The sequence below is a fragment of the Streptomyces sp. NPDC005408 genome (genome assembly GCF_040606445.1).
Taxonomy (GTDB): domain Bacteria; phylum Actinomycetota; class Actinomycetes; order Streptomycetales; family Streptomycetaceae; genus Streptomyces.
Window position 1 is genome coordinate 337,279 of sequence record NZ_JBEXEX010000001.1, and the last position, 16,724, is coordinate 354,002.

At 69.7% G+C, this 16,724-nt stretch carries 13 protein-coding genes and 2 pseudogenes; 8 read left to right on the top strand and 7 right to left on the bottom strand.

What is annotated here, in order from left to right:
* Positions 1-174 precede the first annotated feature (174 nt).
* A complete protein-coding gene (locus ABZS64_RS01430) occupies positions 175-1,128 on the bottom strand; it encodes a DUF389 domain-containing protein (RefSeq protein WP_355821845.1) in 954 nt (317 codons plus the stop codon).
* A 429-nt stretch (positions 1,129-1,557) separates the two neighbouring features.
* Here ABZS64_RS01430 and ABZS64_RS01435 point away from each other — a divergent pair, with 429 nt between their 5' ends.
* Entirely contained in the window at positions 1,558-3,378 is a 1,821-nt protein-coding gene (locus ABZS64_RS01435) for a glycoside hydrolase family 15 protein (protein ID WP_355821847.1), read from the top strand.
* 3 nt (positions 3,379-3,381) lie between these two features.
* Complete coding sequence (locus ABZS64_RS01440; protein WP_355821849.1) at positions 3,382-4,326, top strand: cyclase family protein; 945 nt, start codon at positions 3,382-3,384, stop codon at positions 4,324-4,326.
* 21 nt (positions 4,327-4,347) lie between these two features.
* Here the strand turns inward: ABZS64_RS01440 and ABZS64_RS01445 are convergent, their stop codons facing one another.
* Entirely contained in the window at positions 4,348-5,310 is a 963-nt protein-coding gene (locus tag ABZS64_RS01445) for a 2-hydroxyacid dehydrogenase (protein WP_355821851.1), read from the bottom strand.
* Between the two features lie 178 nt (positions 5,311-5,488).
* On the opposite strand from ABZS64_RS01445, the gene ABZS64_RS01450 reads away from it, so the two are divergent.
* Both ABZS64_RS01450 and ABZS64_RS01455 read left to right on the top strand, forming a co-directional pair.
* On the top strand, positions 5,489-6,013 hold the full coding sequence (locus ABZS64_RS01450) for a gluconokinase (RefSeq protein ID WP_355821853.1): 525 nt from the start codon (positions 5,489-5,491) through the stop codon (positions 6,011-6,013).
* Between the two features lie 176 nt (positions 6,014-6,189).
* A complete protein-coding gene (locus tag ABZS64_RS01455) occupies positions 6,190-7,770 on the top strand; it encodes a GMC family oxidoreductase (protein ID WP_355821855.1) in 1,581 nt (526 codons plus the stop codon).
* A gap of 40 nt (positions 7,771-7,810) precedes the next feature.
* Here ABZS64_RS01455 and ABZS64_RS01460 read toward each other — a convergent pair whose 3' ends face one another.
* The 4 genes from ABZS64_RS01460 to ABZS64_RS01475 form a co-directional block, all read right to left on the bottom strand.
* Entirely contained in the window at positions 7,811-8,854 is a 1,044-nt protein-coding gene (locus tag ABZS64_RS01460) for a cytochrome d ubiquinol oxidase subunit II (RefSeq protein ID WP_355821857.1), read from the bottom strand.
* Positions 8,851-10,335 (bottom strand): cytochrome ubiquinol oxidase subunit I, encoded by a 1,485-nt coding sequence (locus ABZS64_RS01465; protein ID WP_355821859.1) that lies wholly within the window; start codon positions 10,333-10,335, stop codon positions 8,851-8,853. Before ABZS64_RS01465 ends, ABZS64_RS01460 begins: the two co-directional genes overlap by 4 nt.
* Before the next feature lie 95 nt (positions 10,336-10,430).
* Positions 10,431-11,843, bottom strand: coding sequence for an NAD(P)/FAD-dependent oxidoreductase (locus ABZS64_RS01470; RefSeq protein ID WP_355821861.1), 1,413 nt, complete (start codon positions 11,841-11,843; stop codon positions 10,431-10,433).
* A gap of 6 nt (positions 11,844-11,849) precedes the next feature.
* Positions 11,850-12,689: an SDR family oxidoreductase gene (locus ABZS64_RS01475; protein ID WP_355821863.1), complete on the bottom strand. Its 840-nt coding sequence runs from the start codon at positions 12,687-12,689 to the stop codon at positions 11,850-11,852.
* Positions 12,690-13,264: 575 nt separating this feature from the next.
* Between ABZS64_RS01475 and ABZS64_RS01480 the strand changes: the two are divergent.
* Positions 13,265-13,537: pseudogene (locus ABZS64_RS01480) on the top strand (glycoside hydrolase family 15 protein); the annotation flags it as partial.
* A 31-nt stretch (positions 13,538-13,568) separates the two neighbouring features.
* Complete coding sequence (locus ABZS64_RS01485) at positions 13,569-14,945, top strand: MFS transporter (protein WP_355822096.1); 1,377 nt, start codon at positions 13,569-13,571, stop codon at positions 14,943-14,945.
* Between the two features lie 305 nt (positions 14,946-15,250).
* Here the strand turns inward: ABZS64_RS01485 and ABZS64_RS01490 are convergent, their stop codons facing one another.
* Positions 15,251-15,619: an amphi-Trp domain-containing protein gene (locus ABZS64_RS01490; RefSeq protein ID WP_355821865.1), complete on the bottom strand. Its 369-nt coding sequence runs from the start codon at positions 15,617-15,619 to the stop codon at positions 15,251-15,253.
* Positions 15,620-15,971: 352 nt separating this feature from the next.
* On the opposite strand from ABZS64_RS01490, the gene ABZS64_RS01495 reads away from it, so the two are divergent.
* Together ABZS64_RS01495 and ABZS64_RS01500 are read left to right on the top strand one after the other, a co-directional pair.
* Entirely contained in the window at positions 15,972-16,298 is a 327-nt protein-coding gene (locus ABZS64_RS01495) for a carboxymuconolactone decarboxylase family protein (RefSeq protein WP_355821867.1), read from the top strand.
* 152 nt (positions 16,299-16,450) lie between these two features.
* Positions 16,451-16,669 (top strand): annotated as a pseudogene (locus ABZS64_RS01500) (DUF2252 family protein); the annotation flags it as partial.
* Positions 16,670-16,724: the final 55 nt, after the last annotated feature.

Sequence of the window (16,724 nt, forward strand, 5' to 3'; positions counted from 1 at the left end):
GGGAGCGTGCGGTCCTGCACCGGCTCGGTCAAGCGCGACACGTTCCTGCGGGCGGAATCGCCCGGCACGTTCGCCCACTGGGGCCACAGGCGGCGGAGCCACCGCACCGCCCGGCTGCGGGGTCGGCCGGTCGGCGCATGGGTGAATGTGCCGCTCCGGGACGGGACGGCGGGGTCAACTGCTGCCCGAGCGCCCGCTGCGTCGGCTGATGTACCGCCAGGCAGCCCGCTGGAATCTGAGCGTCAGCACGCCCACCACGATCAGCAGCACGATGTTCAGCAGGAGTTGGGCCAGGGATCCGCGCGCCTCGCTCCAGCTGGAGAACGCGCAGGAGACACCGATGTCGGCGGCGGCCGGGATGGTTGTGATCGAGATGAACACGCCGAGCAGCGCGCTCGTTCTGGCCTGGGTCAGCGACACGATCCCGACAATGCCGGCCAGCACCGCGACGACAACGGAGAAGATGTTGGGGGCGTCGATCAGTGTGGAGACCGGCCTGATGCCCAGGTTGAATGCCTTGGGTTGGAGGCCGAGGCCCCTGATCGCCCACGAGAACAAGAACGTCACCACGATGGCCAGCAGGAATCCCGCGGTCAGGGCGAAGAGGCCCTGCCGGATCCTGGTGCCGTTGCCACGGTCGATGCCCAGGGCGACGCTGGTGATGGCGCCGTACTCCGGTCCGACGACCATCGCCGCGACGATCAGGATCTGGGAGTTGGTGAGGATTCCCACCGCCCCGATGACGCCTGCGATGACCAGATAGAGATAGAAGCTCGGCACGTAGGTGCCCTCGGCGCGAATCCGCGCTTCGACCTCCTCCCAGACGGGCGCGTGCGCGAGCGCCCCGAGCTGCTGCTGCTCCGCCTCGGCCGCGATGCTCGAGAAGGCCATCTCGACCGGCTCGATGACGATGGATCCGCGGCGGTCGAGTTCCAGCTCGCGCAGACCGCGCAGCACGGCATTGGCCCCTCCTGTCAGGACGTCGCACTCGACCGCGTCGCCGTCGGGGTTGCGCGCCAGTTCGGGAAGGACCATCAGGTTGAAGACGGAGTGGTCGCCTGCCAGCAGCCCGACTGCCCGAGGAGTGAGATCAGGGGGGCTCACCAGTCGGACGTGGATCATCTCCATGCACAACCTCCGTCGATCGGCCGGCGGCCCCACCGAGGCGCTGCGGTGCCTGTCCACGGGTCGGGGCCCACCTGCAACGGCCGACTCCAGCCAGTAACGCCCGCCGTGAGGGCGGTCGGCAAACCGAGTGAGGCACCCAGGGCCTGTCGTTTGGATCAGGCCGGATCAGTGAGCGTGCGCACCAGGGCACGCGAACCCGGCAAGATCCGAACGACAGGCCCTGGGGGGCCGCAGTCGCTTGGGCCGCACGGCCGGCCCGGCTGCGGCGGGCCTGCGGCCGGTCGCCGTTGCGCCGTACGGGTGCCGGCCCGCGGATCGTCGTCGCCGACGGCCCTGGGCGTGCTGTCGTTGACCGCTACGGCGTGGCAATGCCCACCGGGTAGCCGGATAGTGGACGTAGGGGGCCTCTTCCGAGACTTCGGAGCAGCCATGGACCGCTACCCTCCCATCGCCGAGCACGGCCTGGTGGGTGACCTGCAGACCGCCGCCCTCGTCTCGTCGCAGGGCGTCGTCGACTGGTTCGCCGCTCCCAGGTTCGACTCCCCCAGCATCTTCGCCGCGCTGCTCGACCACGACGGCGGCGGGTACTTTCAGCTGGCCCCCGAGCACCCGGACTCGACCTGCAAGCAGCTCTACTACCCCGACACCGCCATCCTGGTGACCCGGTTCATGTCACCGGACGGCGTGGGCGAGGTGGTCGACTTCATGCCCCCGGACCAGACCCGCACCGCCACCGACCGGCACACCCTGGTCCGCGTGGTCCGTGCCGTGCGGGGGACGGTCGCCTTCACACTCGAGTGCCGGCCGCGCTTCGACTACGGCCGGGCCGAGCACGAACTCGAACTCGGAGAGAACGGCGCTCTGTTCCGGGCCCCCGGGATCGACGGGCACCTGCAGTCCACCTTCCCGCTGAAGCGGGACGGCAAGGACGTACGCGGGAAGGTGACGCTGAACTCCGGCGAGTCCGGCGGCGCCGTGTTCACCGTCTGCGCGTCCGGCGGCGAGGCGCCCCCGCCACCCACGGTCGACGGGCTCACCGGGCAGATGGGGGAAGTCGGCCTGTTCTGGCAGCACTGGCTGCGCCAGTCCCGCTACCGGGGACGGTGGCCCGAGCTGGTGCACCGCTCGGCCATCACCCTCAAGCTCCTCACCTACGCCCCCACGGGCGCCCTGATCGCTGCGGCCACCATGGGCCTGCCCGAGCAGGTCGGCGGAGAGCGGAACTGGGACTACCGGTTCACCTGGGTGCGTGATGGCGCGCTGTCCGTGCGGGCCATGCTGAACCTCGGCTTCGTCGAGGAGGCAACCGCCTTCGTCCACTGGCTGGTGGACAGGCTGCGTGAGCGCGAGGGCAAGGAGGAAGAGCCGCTCCAGACGATGTACCGGATCGACGGAAATCCCGACCTGCCGGAGGAGACACTCGATCACTTCGAGGGCTACCGCGGCTCCTTCCCCGTCCGCATCGGCAACGGCGCCGCCGACCAGCTCCAACTGGACATCTACGGCGAGGCCCTCTACGCAGTGTCCCAGGGGCGCGAGATCGCGCAGCAGGCCAGCTTCGAGGGATGGCAGACACTCGCCAGGACGCTGGACTGGTTCGCCGACGCCTGGGACCGGCCGGACGAGGGCATCTGGGAGACCCGCGGCGGCCGCCAGGACTTCACCTACAGCCGGGTGATGTCGTGGGTTGCCTTCGACCACGGGCTGCGCCTGGCCGAGTACTTCCGCAGGCCCGCCGACGTGGAGCGGTGGCGCAAGGCGAGGGATGCCGTATTCGATCAGGTCATGGAACGCGGCTGGAGCGAGAAGGAGCGCGCCTTCGTCCAGCACTACGACGGCGACGTCCTGGACGCCTCACTGCTGCTCATGCCGAGGGTCGAGTTCATCGCTCCCCGGTCCGAGGCCTGGCTCTCCACGCTGGACGCGATGGACCGCAAGCTCGTCTCGGACAGCCTCGTCTACCGCTACGACCCGGCGGCATCACCGGACGGGCTGCGCGGCTCGGAGGGCACCTTCAGTCTCTGTACCTTCCTCTACGTCGACGCGCTGGCCCGGGCGGGGCGGCTGTCCCAGGCCCGTTACACCTTCGAGAAGATGCAGACCTACGCCAATCACGTCGGGCTGTTCGCCGAGGAGGTCGGTCCGAGCGGGGAGCAACTGGGCAACTTCCCCCAGGCGTTCACCCATCTGTCCCTGATCATGGCCGCCATCACCCTCGACGAAGCGCTCGACGCGGAGCACGGGCGCTGACCCATGGTCACGCATGACCGTCCGGCAGGACCGCCACGGCTGACCGCGGCCGAGTTCGACGTGCTGTACCGGCGCCTGGTCTCGCGCTCCGCCTGGGCCAGGGGCGACCGGGGTGCGCTGGACGCACTCACTCCCGCCCGGGTGCTGGCCGCCACCCGCGAGGTGCGGACCGGACGGACGGTCACGCTCGCCGCGCCGGTGGAGACGTTGCCCGGCCCGGACAACCCGGAGCCCGCGAGGCACCGGATGAGCGGGCAGCCGGCGGAAGTCGCCTCGAGCGGGCTCCACTTCGCGATGGACAGCTTCGCGATGAATGTGCACGGTGACGCCGACAGTCACATCGACGCCCTGTGCCATGTGATCTACGACGGCACGCTGCACGGCGGCGTGGCCGCGAGCAGCATCACGTCGGGCGGCGCCACGGCGCTGTCCATCGAGGCGGCTCGCGACGGGATCGTCGGACGCGGCGTACTGCTGGACATCCCGCGACTGCGCGGCGTGCCGTGGCTCGAACCAGGCGATCACGTGACCGCCGACGACCTCACAGCGGCCGAGACCGCCCAGCACGTCCGCGTGACCGAGGGCGATCTCCTGTTCGTCCAGGTCGGCCACCGCCGACGCCGCGCCGAGCTGGGAGCGTGGCACGCGGCGGATGCGCGCGCGGGGCTCCATCCGTCCGCGCTGGAGTTCCTGGCGGAGCGGCGGGTCGCCGTACTCGGCGGCGACGGGAACAACGACACCGCCCCGAGTTCCACCGAGGGCGTCGACTTCCCCGTGCATGTGCTGGCGGTCCACGCCATGGGCCTTCATCTGCTGGACTACCTGCAGTTCGAGGATCTGGCGCCGGTCTGCGAGGCGGGGGGGCGCTGGTCGTTCCTCGCCGTGATCGCCCCACTGAGGCTGCCGGACGCCACCGGCTCACCAGTCAACCCGATCGCCATCCTCTGAGGTCTCCGGCCCGGATCCAGGTCAGGGCTTGCGGGGCAGCACGACGTTCTCCACCGGCTCCCCGGCCAAGTGGTGCAGCACTTGCGTGCGGATCAGGCGCAGCGCCCGGGGCAGAAAAGCCGAGCTGTTGCCTCCGACATGCGGGCTGATCAGCGTGTTGGGCGCGTGCCAGAGCGGATGCCCGGCAGGGAGTGGCTCGGGGTCGGTGACGTCGAGGGCTGCGCTCATCCGGCCCGTCATGAGCTCGGCGAGCAGCGCGTCGGTGTCCACCACCGCACCCCTGGACACGTTCACCAGCAGGGCGCCGTCCGGCATCAGCGCGAGGAAGCCCGCGTCGACCAGGCCACGGGTGTCCTCGGTGAGCGGGACGGTGAGCATCACGATGTCGGCGCGGGGCAGGAGCTCGGGCAGATCGATGAGCGCGTGGACGGCCCCGCGCGGAGCGGTGCGGGCGGTCCGGGCGACTCGCAGGACCTCGCACTCGAAGGGAGTGAGCCGGTCCTCGACGGCGGCGGCGATGGAGCCGTAGCCCACGAGCAGGACGGTGCGGTCGGCCAGCGCCGGGCGGAAGCCGGACCGCCACTCCCCGGCGTCCTGGGCTCGGGCGAAGTCGGGGATGCCGCGGAGCGACGCGAGGGCGAGTGACACGGCCAGTTCGGCGGTGCTGGCGTCGTGAACTCCCCTGGCGTTGCAGAGAACGGCACCGCTGGGGACGTACTTCACGAGGTCGTCGACGCCGGCGGACAGGGACTGGACGACTCGCAGCCGCGGCAGGCGCGGGAGCAGAGCTACGGCAGCATCCGCGAAGGTGTAGGGGACGACGAAGAACTCCACAGCCGCCAGGCTCTCGACGCCGGGCGGAGCTCCGGTACCGTCCCACACCGCGACGGGCAGACCATCGGGCAGGCCGCCGACCCGCGAAGCCGGGTACGGGAGCAGAAACCGGGCGGCGCTCGGATCGGCGGGACGGTCCATGGGGCTCATGGGCCGAATCTAGCTTTTGACCAGCAGGTTCCCCCGATCTCGTCGTCGGACATCACCTAAAGTACGGCCGAGAGGGTGTTCAGGCCTGTCGTCACACAACGGGTCTGGAGCCTGCCGGGGCTCGCCGGGTCCCGTGCTGTCGGCCGGAATCGGACAGGCGCCACCTCGGAGGAACGTCGTGCGGACAACTCCCACGGTGCCCACGGTCGTCGTGGTCATGGGTGTCTCAGGTTCGGGGAAGTCCACCGTGGGTGGACTTCTCGCGCAGCGGCTCAAGGTGCCCTTCCTGGAGGCGGACGACCTCCACCCGGACGCGAACCGCGCCAAGATGGCCCGGGGCCGTCCACTCGACGACGAGGATCGTCGGCCGTGGCTGCTGTCCCTCGCCGACTGGATCCGGGAGGCGACCGACTCCGGCCAGGGCGGGGTGATGGCGTGCTCGGCTCTCAAGCACGAGTACCGGGATCTGTTCCGTCGGGCAGGCGCCGGCGTGTGGTTCCTGGACCTGGCGCTCGACCGGGCGACCGCCGGCGAACGGGTCGCCGGACGCGTGGGCCATTTCATGCCGGCCCGGCTGATGGACTCCCAGTACGCCGCGCTCGAACCGCTGCGACCGGACGAGCCCGGGCTGACCGTCGACGCGGCAGCCGACCCGCAGGCCATCGTCGACGAGGCGGCGAACGCCGTGCGGGCGATCGGCTGAGTGCGCACCCGTTCGGCTCCCAGCGGGTCGCCGCCACCGGAACCGCCCGATAGCTTCAAAATTGGCACTGAACGTCCCGATGGCGCGGATGCGCGTCCGGCACGGTGCAGCGCACAGCGGGCCCTCCCGGGCGATATGGCCAGGACAGTCAACGACTCCTAGAACCGGATCTCCGCATGCCCGACGATCACCACTACGACGTCATCGTCATCGGTACGGGAGCGGGCGGCGGTACGCTCGCCCACCGGCTGGCCCCCACCGGCAAGCGGATCCTGATCCTGGAGCGAGGCGACTACCTGCCGCGGGAGCGGGACAACTGGGACTCCACCGCCGTCTTCGTCAAGGGCAAGTACCGTGCCCCCGAGTTCTGGTACGACAAGCACGGCAACGAGTTCCCCCCGGAGGTGAACTACTACGTCGGGGGCAACACCAAGTTCTACGGCGCCGCGCTCTTCCGGCTCCGGCCCGAGGATTTCGGCGAGCTGCGCCACCACGACGGCATCTCACCGGCCTGGCCGATCCGATACGAGGATCTGGAGCCGTACTACACGGAGGCCGAGCAGCTCTACCTGGTGCACGGGCGGCATGGCGAGGACCCCACCGAAGGTCCGGCCAGCGGCCCGTATCCACACCCCCCGGTGGAGCACGAGCCGCGCATCCAGCAGCTCAGCGACGACTTGGAGAAGCAGGGACTGCACCCCTTCCACCTGCCCATCGGCGTGAACCTCACCCAGGACGAGAACGGCCGGGCCGCCCATTCCAGCGTCTGCATCCGCTGCGACCGGGTCGACGGCTTCCCCTGCCTGATGGGCGCCAAGTCCGACGCGCAGGTGATCTGCGTCGATCCGGCTCTGAAGCACGACAACGTCACGATGGTGACGGGCGCCAACGTGCGGCACCTGGAAACCGACCCGACCGGACGCACCGTCACCAGTGTCGTTGCCGAGCTGGGGGACGGATCGAAGCAGGGATTCAGCGCCGACATCGTGGTGATCGCCTGCGGCGCGGTCAACTCGGCCGTCCTGCTGCTCCGTTCGGCCAACGACAAGCACCCTGGCGGTCTGGCCAACAGCTCGGACGTGGTGGGACGCCACTACATGCGGCACAACAACCTTGCGCTGATGGCGGTGTCGAAGGAACCGAACCCCACCAGCTTCCAGAAGACACTGGCACTGCACGACTGGTATCTGGGAGCGGACGACTGGGAATTCCCGCTCGGCGGCATCCAGATGCTCGGTAAGTCGGACGCCGACCAGATCCACGGCGAGGCGCCGCGCTGGGCCGGCGCGGTCTCGCCCGACATGCCGTTCGAGACGCTGGCGCACCATGCCGTCGACTTCTGGCTGTGCGGGGAGGATCTCCCGCTGCCCGAGAACCGTGTCACCCTCGACAAGGACGACGACATCCACCTGGCTCTCGACGAGAAGAACAACATCGCCGGGCTGAAGCGCCTCCAGCACAAACTGCAGGGAATGCTGAGCCACCTGGGCATGCACGAGCACCATCTGCTGTCGCACAGCATCTATCTGCACAAGGGCATGCCGATCGGGGCCACCGCGCACCAGGCCGGCACTGTCCGGTTCGGTGACGACTCGAACAGCTCCGCACTGGACGTCAACTGCAAGGCCCACGACCTGGACAACCTCTACGTGGTCGACACGAGCTTCTTCCCGAGCATCGGCGCGGTCAACCCGTCTCTGACGGCCATCGCCAACGCCCTGCGGGTCGGCGACCACATCGCCGCCCGGCTGCGCTGACGGGGTGCCGCACGCAGCGACGGGAGCCTGCGGAGCGCCGCTACAGGTTGTCCCCGGGTGTTCTGGCGGCCCGGGTGTCGGCGTCGGTGAGCGGCTCCAGCTCACCCATCGTGTCGAGCCGGTAGAGCAGCACCAACGCCGGGCCGACCAGCACGATCGCGATGACCGTGACGATGGCCAGCCAGCGCAGGGTGTGAGCAGCGCCGGCCGCCTGGGCCACCGTCAGCGAGGTGGGCAGCAGGTAGGGCCGCTGCGCGAAGCCCCAGGCGCCGACGGTCAGGGCGACGCTCGCCACCGAGGTGTAGCGGGACCAGCCGTAGGACCGGCGCAGCAGAAGCAGCACCGTGGCCAGGCCGCAGACTGCGGCCAGGACGATCAGCAGCAGGCCCAAGCCCCCGGTGAGGCCCTCCCAGACGTAGTGGGCGTCGTTGTGGGTGACGGGCAGGCCGATGAGTGCAAGGACGACGACAGCGGCGAAGGCGAGCAGCGCCCGCAGTCGGAAGTAGTCGACGAGATCGCCGGCGCCGAACCGCCGGGCGTCGGAGCAGAGGAACACCGCCCCGAGGAACGCGGTGGCGGCGATGGCCAGCAGACCCACGAGGACGGAGGTTCCATTGGCCCAGGCGTCCGCGGAGGCGGACGTGCCGACCTTGACCCGACCGGAGGCGATGCCGCCGAGCACCGCCCCGAGGAAGAACGGGGTGAGCAGCGATGAGATGGCAAACATCGCACCGTAGACCCGCCGTTGGGCCAGCCGGCGTGACGGCTTGCGCAGGGCGAATCCGGCGCCGCGGAGCACCAGTCCCACGGCCGCCAGGGCGAGCGGCAGCCACAGCGCGGCGAAGACGGCCTGGAACATCGTCGGGAAGCCTGTCCACATGACGACAAGCACGAAGATCAACCAGACGTTGTTGACCTCCCAGACCGGTGCCATGGCGTGGTCGATGAGCCGGCGGGGCCGCTGGCCCCGCTCCGCTCCTCCGGCCATGAGGTCCCAGAAGCCCGCGCCGTAGTCGGTGCCCCCGGCACAGGCGTAGGCGGCGATCGCGAGCACCATGACCCAGGCGATGAGATCGGCCATCATGACGCACCGCTCGAGGTGCGGTCGGACCCGCCGCCGGGCGCGGCACCGGCGGCTGTGGGCTCGGGCTCGCTTCTGGGCCCGTAGGGGGTGTCGGTCTCAGGGGGCAGTGCGGCGCGCGCGGAGGCCGAGCCTTCATCGGCGATGCGCCAGCGGGTGCGCATCTTCAGGATGACCGCGAGGAACGCGCCGAAGACGGCCACGTACACGGCCATGATGATGCCGAGCATCGCCCACAGCGATCCGGCGCCGGTGTCGGTCACTGCCTCCGAGACCCTCATGTGGTTGTAGACGATCCAGGGCTGGCGGCCGACCTCCGTGGTGATCCAGCCGCACTCCACGGTGACCAGACATGCGACTCCCGCGATTGCGGCGCAGCGGTAGAACCAGCGGCTGCGAGGGAGGTCCCGGTGTCGCAGCCAGGACCAGGCGTACCAGAGCGCGAGCAGGATCAGCAGGCTGCCGATGGTGACCATGATGTCGAAGGCCCAGTGGGCGATGGTGGCCTGGACTGCGGTGGGCCGGTCGGCAGCCGGCACCGAAGTCAGCCCGGTCACCTGGGTGCTGGGCTTGAAGCCGGCGAGGATCGAGTCCAGTTGGGGAATCTTGAGTCCGCCGGAGATCGTCCCGTCACTGTTCAGCCGTCCGAACATGTACTCGGGCACGTGGGTGTCGGTCTTCCAGACGATCTCTGTGGCGGCGAACTTGATCGGCTGCTTGTGGAAGACGGCCCGGGCGGCGGAGTCGCCGAGCATGAACTGGACCGGTGTGAGGATTGCGGCAACGGTGAACGGCAGCGTGAAGCCGAGCCGGTGGTATCGGTCGCGGCGCCCGCGCAGCCAGCCGACCGCGTACACGCCGGCGACGACGTAGCCGGCGGTCATGAACATCGCGACCACGAAGTGCCAGTACTCCGGGCCGAAGATCGGTGTGAAGACCGCCTGCCGTACGTTGACGTCGACGGGATTGCCGTGGGCGTCGAGGCTGAACCCCTGCGGGGTGTTCATCCAGGAGTTGGCCGCGATGATGCCGAACGCCCCCATGAGAGCGGCCAGCGGCAGCGGTACGGCCAGCCAGAAGTGCGTCCAGGGCTTGAGTCGTCGCCAGCCGTAGAGGTAGATCGCGATCAGGACGGCCTCCAGGAAGAACGCCCAAGCCTCGACGCCGAACCCGAGGCCGAATACGTCGCCCCAGCGGCCCATCATGCCGGGCCACAGCAGGCCGAGCTCGAAGGACAGCACGGTGCCGGTCACGACGCCGATGGCGAACTGGACAGCCATCACCGCCGACCAGCGCCGCGCGAGCTGAAGGGCCACGGCGTCGTTGCGGCGCAGCGCCCGGTGGTGCATCAGCACCGTGATGAACGGCAGCGCCACACCGAACGGGACCAGCAGGATGTGCGAGGCCAGGGTGAAGGCCATCAGCTCACGAGCCGGGAGGAGTTGGGGCGGGGTGTTCGCCAGAAGGGCCGCTGTGCTGAGCATGTGCGCCTCGATGGTCTGCCCCGCGGGGCGCGGGGGCTGAGGAACGACAGGGTGCGGAGGGGTGGCGGCCGGGAGGTGCCGCCCGGGTGCGGTCGTCAGGGAGGCGGCGAGGGCGCCTTCGGTCCTGGTGCCCGCCCGGACCAAAGCCGCCCGGGCCAAAGGCGCCGCGCCTTCGGTCCGGGCGCCCGGGCGGCCGGCGCCTCGGCGTCGGCGTCGGCGTCGGCGTCGGACCAGGTGAAGGCCCGCTCGCGTCGCGAGCTGGTGGCGAAGGCGACGGACCAGCTGAGCACCGCTCCCAGCCTGCTTCGGAATCCGGTGAGGAAGGCCAGGTGGATGAAGAGCCAGGCGAGCCAGCCGATCGCGCCCGACAGGTGCAGCGGGCCGACCTTGACGACGGCCCGGCCGCGGGAGATGTAGGCGGCGCTGCCGAGGTCCCAGTACTTGAAGGGCTTCGGCTGTTTCGTCCTGCCCTCCACGGCGTGGCGCACGAATCGGCCGGCGTATGCGCCCGATTGCATGGCGACCTCGGCCAGGCCCGGCAGCCGATTGAGGCTCATCACGTCGCCCGTGACGCGGATCTCCGGATGGCCGGGGATCGTCAGGTCGGGTTCGACGGCGATGCGTCCGGCCCGGTCCTGGGTGGCGCCGGTTGCCCGGGCCAGCGCGGCGGCGATAGGCGGCGCCTCGACCCCGGCCGTCCACAGCACGGTGCGTGCCTCGAACCGGGCGGTCGCGCCGTCCCGGTCTTGTACCGTCAGGCCGTGCGCGTCGACGCCGGTGACCTTCGTGCCCAGGTGGAGCTCCACGCCGAGGCTCTGCAGGGTTCGGGCCGCGCGCTGGGCCAGTGGGCGGCCGAACGCGCCAAGCACCTCGTCGGAGCCCTCGAAGAGCAGCACCCGGGCCTGGGCGGAGTCGATCGTCCGGAACTCCCGGTCGAGCGTGTGGCCGGCGATCTCCCGGATCTGTCCTGCGAGTTCGACGCCGGTCGGGCCGCCGCCGACGAGCGCGAAGGTGAGCCACTGTTGCCGTTCCCGGGCGTCTGAGGCCGTTTCGGCCATCTCGAACGCCTGGTAGATCCGTCGGCGGATGTCCAGCGCGTCGTTCAGGGTCTTCATGCCGGGGGCGTGAGCGGCGAATTCGTCGTGCCCGAAGTAGGACTGGCGCATGCCGACAGCGACGATCAGATCGTCGTAGGGCAACTCGACTGCTCCGCCGTCCGGTCGTCGGGCGTGGACCAGCCGGGCTTCGGCATCCACGTCGGTGGCCTCGGCGAGCAGGCAGCTCACGTTGTGGTGGCGTCGCAGGACCGCGCGGAGCGGTTGCGCGATCTGGCCCTCGGACAGGATTCCGGAGGCGCACTGGTAGAGCAGTGGCTGGAAGAGGTGGTGGGCACGGCGGTCGACCACGGTCACGGCGACCGGTGACCGGCGTAGGGCGCGGGCGGCGAACAGCCCGGCGAATCCCCCGCCGAGGATCACCACCCTGCGGGGCGTGACGTGATCCTGCATCGGAGGTCAGCCGCCGGTGGCGAAGCCGGGGAAGAGCGTCATTCCGCCGTCGACGTAGAGCGTGGTGCCGACGACGTAGTCGAGCAGGTCGGACGCCATGGCGACGACGGCGTTGGCGATGTCGTCCGGGTCGCCCACGCGGCGGTACGGGATGAGGCGCAGCAGGTCGGCCTCGGCCTCGGGGGTGGACCAGGCGTCGCGGTTGATCGGTGTGCGGATGGCTCCTGGCGCAACCGCGTTGACCCTGATCCGCTGGGGGGCCAGCTCCTGGGCGAGAGTCTGCATCAGCATGCCCACACCTCCCTTCGAGGAGGCGTAGTTCACGTGCCCCGACCACGGGATGATCTGGTGGACCGAGCTCATGCAGATGATCTTCCCGGCCGACCGGGACACCTCCGCCACCACACCGCGCCGCACGAACTCCTTGGCGGCCTCGCGCGCGCAGAGGAACTGGCCGGTCAGGTTGACGTCGATGACCTTCTGCCACTGGGCGAGCGACATGTCCATCACGGCCGCGTCCCGCTGAAGGCCCGCGTTGGCCACCATGATGTCGATGGTGCCGAACTCCTCGACCATCCGCGCCACCATGGCGACCACCTGGTCCTCGTCGGACACGTCGGCCTCGTGGGCATAGGCGCGAACCCCGAAGTCCTTGATCTGCGCCACGACCTTCTCGGCCTCGTCCGCGCCGACGACGTAGTTCACCACAACGTCCGCTCCGGCCCTGCCCAGAGCAACGGCGGTCGCCAGACCGATACCCGAGTTGGCACCGGTCACCAGTGCCTTCTGGCCCCTGAGAAGCTGCCCGGAGATCGTCCCGCGGTCCTCGTCGACAGTTCCTGCCACCACCATCTCTCCTTCGGCGCTTCGGACGGCACGCACGCCCAGAACGGGCGACGCGCATAGGGAAGGCCGGGAGCCGGCCGGCCGCCAGGACAGACACAGAAGCCGTCACATGCCCGGCCCCCAGACCAAAGCACCCTGCGCCGCGGGCGGGACAAATCGGCGCGCCACGCAGCCGCATTCGGCTGGGCATGTCACACGGTCGGGCTACGAGCGTGCATGAGCCCCGAGCCCTGCCCCGGCAGGACGCTGACTACGCACTGATCGTCACGGGCTGCGACGCGACGGGAGGGTGACCGCCGTCATGCCGTGTGCCCGCGTCCGGAGTCTCAGCGATCCCCCTCGGGCACTGTCACGCGGCCACAACAGCTCAGCAAACGATCACTCGCCAGGAACCGCCCAGGACGGGAGCCGAGACGGCCCGACGCGTCTCGAACGGCCTCCCGGTCCGGAGTGCGGTGTGCTCAGCTGCGGCGCACGCTTGTGGCAGGGCACCACAGGCCCCGGACCTGCGGGCACCCAGGCGCGGTTCGACTTCGGGCGCGCGCCGCACACCCTCGAGCGGATCGATGAGGCGTCTGGTCAGCGACAGCCTGGTCTACCGCTACGACCCCGAAGCCTCCCCGGACGGGATGCGCGGCTCCGAGGGAAGCTTCAACCTGTGCAGCTTCCTCTACACCGAGGCGCTGGCCCGCGCCGGCAGGCTGCACGAGGCGAGATACGCCTTCGACACGTCGGGTGAACAACTGGGCAACTTTCCCCAGGCGTTCACGCAACTCGCGTTGATCGCCGCGGCCACCGCCCTCGACGAGCAGCTCGACAAGGCAGAAGGGAGCAGCGCCGGTGGCTGAAGCGGATACCTCGGGACGCACACCCGGTGCGATGCGCAGCTTGCTGGTCCCACTCGCCCTGGCCCAGTTCATCTGCAGCTTCGCCGGTTCGAACATGAACGTGATGATCAACGACATCAGCGAGGACCTGGACACGACCGTGCAGGGAGTACAGCTCGCGATCACGATCTTTCTCCTGGTCATGGCGGCGCTGATGATCCCCGGCGGCAAGCTGACCGACCGCTACGGCCGCAAACGGTGCTTCCTGGCCGGTCTCGCCGTGTACGGCGTCGGTGCCTTGCTGAGCGCGGCTGCCCCGGGCCTGGGCGTCCTCATCCTCGGCAACTCGATCCTCGAGGGGGTCGGCACGGCGCTGCTCATCCCGCCCGTCTACATCCTCACGACGCTTCTCTTCACGGAAGTGACCTCACGTGCCCGCGCCTTCGGGACCATCATGGCGCTGGGAGGCATCGGCGCCGCCGCAGGGCCGCTGATCGGCGGACTCATCACCTCCGCCATCAGCTGGCGGGCGGCCTTCGTGTTCCAGGCCCTGGTGATCGCCTTGATCATCATCCTGAGCCGACGGATCAAGGACCCCCTGCCACCGGATGCCACACGCCCCTTCGACACCGTCGGAGCGATCCTCTCGGCCCTCGGCCTCATCGTCATCGTCGCGGGGATCCTGGCAGCCGACAACAACATCTGGCTGATGATCGGCCTGATCGTCCTCGGTGCACTCGTGCTGCTGTGGTTCTTCCGATCGGTACGCGCCAAGGAGCGGGCCGGCAAAGAGCCACTCCTGTCGACGAGCCTGTTCCGCAACCGCGCCTCCAATCTCGGTCTCGTCACGCAAAACATCCAGTGGCTCCTGCTCATGGGGACGTCGTTCGTCGTCGCGGCCTATCTCCAGGTCGTACGCGGATACGACGCGATCCAGACCGGCGTGATCTTCACGGCCGCCACGCTCGGCCTGCTCGTGTCGTCACTGACCGCCGAACGCCTGGCGGAGCGATGGGCTCAGCGCACCCTGATCGTGACGGGCTTCACCGTGGCGATCGCCGGAATCGGCGTCCTGCTGGCCATGGCGAGCGGCTCTCCGAGTGCCTGGGCCTTCGCGCCCGGACTGCTTCTGATCGGCCTGGGGCTCGGCCTGAGTCTGACCCCATCGGTCAACGTCGTGCAGTCGAGCTTCCCTGACGAGCAGCAGGGCGAGATCTCCGGGTTGTCACGCAGCGTCTCCAACCTTGGTTCCTCGCTCGGCACCGCGGTCGCCGGCACCATCCTCGTCGCCGGCCTCACCGCCCATGCCTACGGTGCCGCAATGATCACACTGGCGGTCCTCGGGCTCGCCGGCCTCGCCGCCGCGGTGTTCCTCCCTCAGGGCCTGGGTTCGAGCACCACGCCTTCTTCGTCGCACGAACCCAAGTGAGCTGTCTCCATGTCCGGCCCGGCAGTCCCGGCCCGGCAGTCCCGGCCCGGCAGTCCCGGCCCGGACACCAGGGAGCGAGTAACCCGTAGGTAGGTTCTCGGGGTTCGCCGACGGCGGCGGGCGGCGGAGTCGCGCTCGGCGACGTGCTGCGCCACCCCGTCGACGCTGGGCCGCGCGTAACTCGCCAAGGACCGTACGGACGCGTGGCAGGAACGGACCAACAGCATCGGTGTTGAGGTGCCGTCCTCCTCGTCATGTGTGAGCGCGCTGTGGCGAAGCCGGTTGCCCGAGGCCCACGGCACGACTCAGGGCGTTTTCGTGGCGGACCGCTTCGAGCTTTTGCTCCTGCCGGCGCCCGTACTGCTCCGCCCGGGCTTGGCAGGCGCACTCTTCCGCCTCGCGGCCTTCTCTGTGCTCGCGACCGCCCGTGATGGCACTGTCCGGGTCGGTGCGGTCGGCCACTTGAGCTCGATCTCCAGCTCGATCTCCCCGTTGCCGACTTCGACCTCTATCTCGCTGCGAAGGTCGTCGGGGATCCGCAGGCTCAGCGTCGCGGGGCCAAGTTCCAGTTCGGCATCCCCGCCTTCCCTCAGCGCAGCTGCGAGTGCCGCGAGTTGGTCAGCCGCCTCAATGCGTGACAACGAGCTCTTCTGCTCAAACTTGAGGTCCCTCATGGCTGTCTCCGATCCAGAACAAACAGGACGTAACGCTATTCTGAGGCCATGCACGGGATCGGACATCCTCATGGCCGGGCGAAGAGCCGGAACCCGCGCCGCCGGCACTGAACCCGGCAGAATCTGCCGACGCGGCCCGCAAGCAGCGTCAACCCGGATGACTGGGGCCTCCCGTCAGGCCGCACCCACACCGGGTTTCCCGCCCGCCGCCATGGCCTGGCGGACCATGAGCGCCCCCATGCGCAAGGCCCGGATGGGCTCTACGGTTGAGGGGAAGCCCCACGTTCGCGGAACTCGGTTCCTTCCGCCTCACACCCCCTCGGGCTGAGAACTCACCAGGAGGGCATGCGACATGTCCACTGCATCACAAACCCCTGTCCTGGACACCCTCGCCGCCATGACGGTCGACTCGATCGAGCGGTGCGGGCTGGCCCCGGACATGCTCATACTCACGCGCATCGCGGCGCTCGCCGCCTCTGATGCCCCGCCCATCTCCTACGCGGCGCATATCGACCCCGCCCTGAAAACCGGCCTGACCGCCGACCAGCTGCAGGACGTCCTGGTCGCCATCGCGCCCATCGTCGGCACCGCCCGTGTCATGACGGCAGCAGGCAACATCGCCACGGCATTCGGCATCGCCATCGCCGTCGCCGACGCCGAGATCGAGGCTCAGGGCTGAACGCAGCCGCCCACCCGGCATCGATGATCCGCGCGGCGGCATCGGACAGAAGCCATGGAGCTGCCCTTCTGTCCGACGTGCCCTGTGCCGGGCGTCCAGGCGGCCGCAGGGCACGGCAGGGGGCTTCGACGCCCCAGAACGCGACCGCGGCGATGGGCGCGGCACCTCACACCACCCCGGAGGAACGCACGGCTCTCGGCAGGGAGGCGCGACGCCGCTCGCCGCGGTCGGGCCACGCCGCGTACAAGCCGTCTCCCGACCGGCCGGACCCGCTGACAATCCTGGAGGCGCAGTCCGCGGCACGGGTGCCCGAACTCGTCCCGATCCGATACGGCCGGATGATGGAGTCTCCGTTCCGCTTCTACCGCGGGTGCGACCCCCGGTGCCTACCGCACCCGCGTGGTGACGCCCAGCCCGACCCGGGCC

Bases quoted from the DNA above. Each gene is read 5' to 3' on its own strand.
- ABZS64_RS01435 (WP_355821847.1), top strand. From the start codon at position 1,558: ATGGACCGCTACCCTCCCATCGCCGAGCACGGCCTGGTGGGTGACCTG.
- ABZS64_RS01470 (WP_355821861.1), bottom strand. From the start codon at position 11,843: ATGCAGGATCACGTCACGCCCCGCAGGGTGGTGATCCTCGGCGGGGGA.
- ABZS64_RS01440 (WP_355821849.1), top strand. From the start codon at position 3,382: ATGGTCACGCATGACCGTCCGGCAGGACCGCCACGGCTGACCGCGGCC.
- ABZS64_RS01485 (WP_355822096.1), top strand. From the start codon at position 13,569: ATGCGCAGCTTGCTGGTCCCACTCGCCCTGGCCCAGTTCATCTGCAGC.
- ABZS64_RS01455 (WP_355821855.1), top strand. From the start codon at position 6,190: ATGCCCGACGATCACCACTACGACGTCATCGTCATCGGTACGGGAGCG.
- ABZS64_RS01445 (WP_355821851.1), bottom strand. From the start codon at position 5,310: ATGAGCCCCATGGACCGTCCCGCCGATCCGAGCGCCGCCCGGTTTCTG.
- ABZS64_RS01465 (WP_355821859.1), bottom strand. From the start codon at position 10,335: ATGCTCAGCACAGCGGCCCTTCTGGCGAACACCCCGCCCCAACTCCTC.
- ABZS64_RS01495 (WP_355821867.1), top strand. From the start codon at position 15,972: ATGTCCACTGCATCACAAACCCCTGTCCTGGACACCCTCGCCGCCATG.
- ABZS64_RS01460 (WP_355821857.1), bottom strand. From the start codon at position 8,854: ATGATGGCCGATCTCATCGCCTGGGTCATGGTGCTCGCGATCGCCGCC.
- ABZS64_RS01490 (WP_355821865.1), bottom strand. From the start codon at position 15,619: ATGAGGGACCTCAAGTTTGAGCAGAAGAGCTCGTTGTCACGCATTGAG.
- ABZS64_RS01430 (WP_355821845.1), bottom strand. From the start codon at position 1,128: ATGGAGATGATCCACGTCCGACTGGTGAGCCCCCCTGATCTCACTCCT.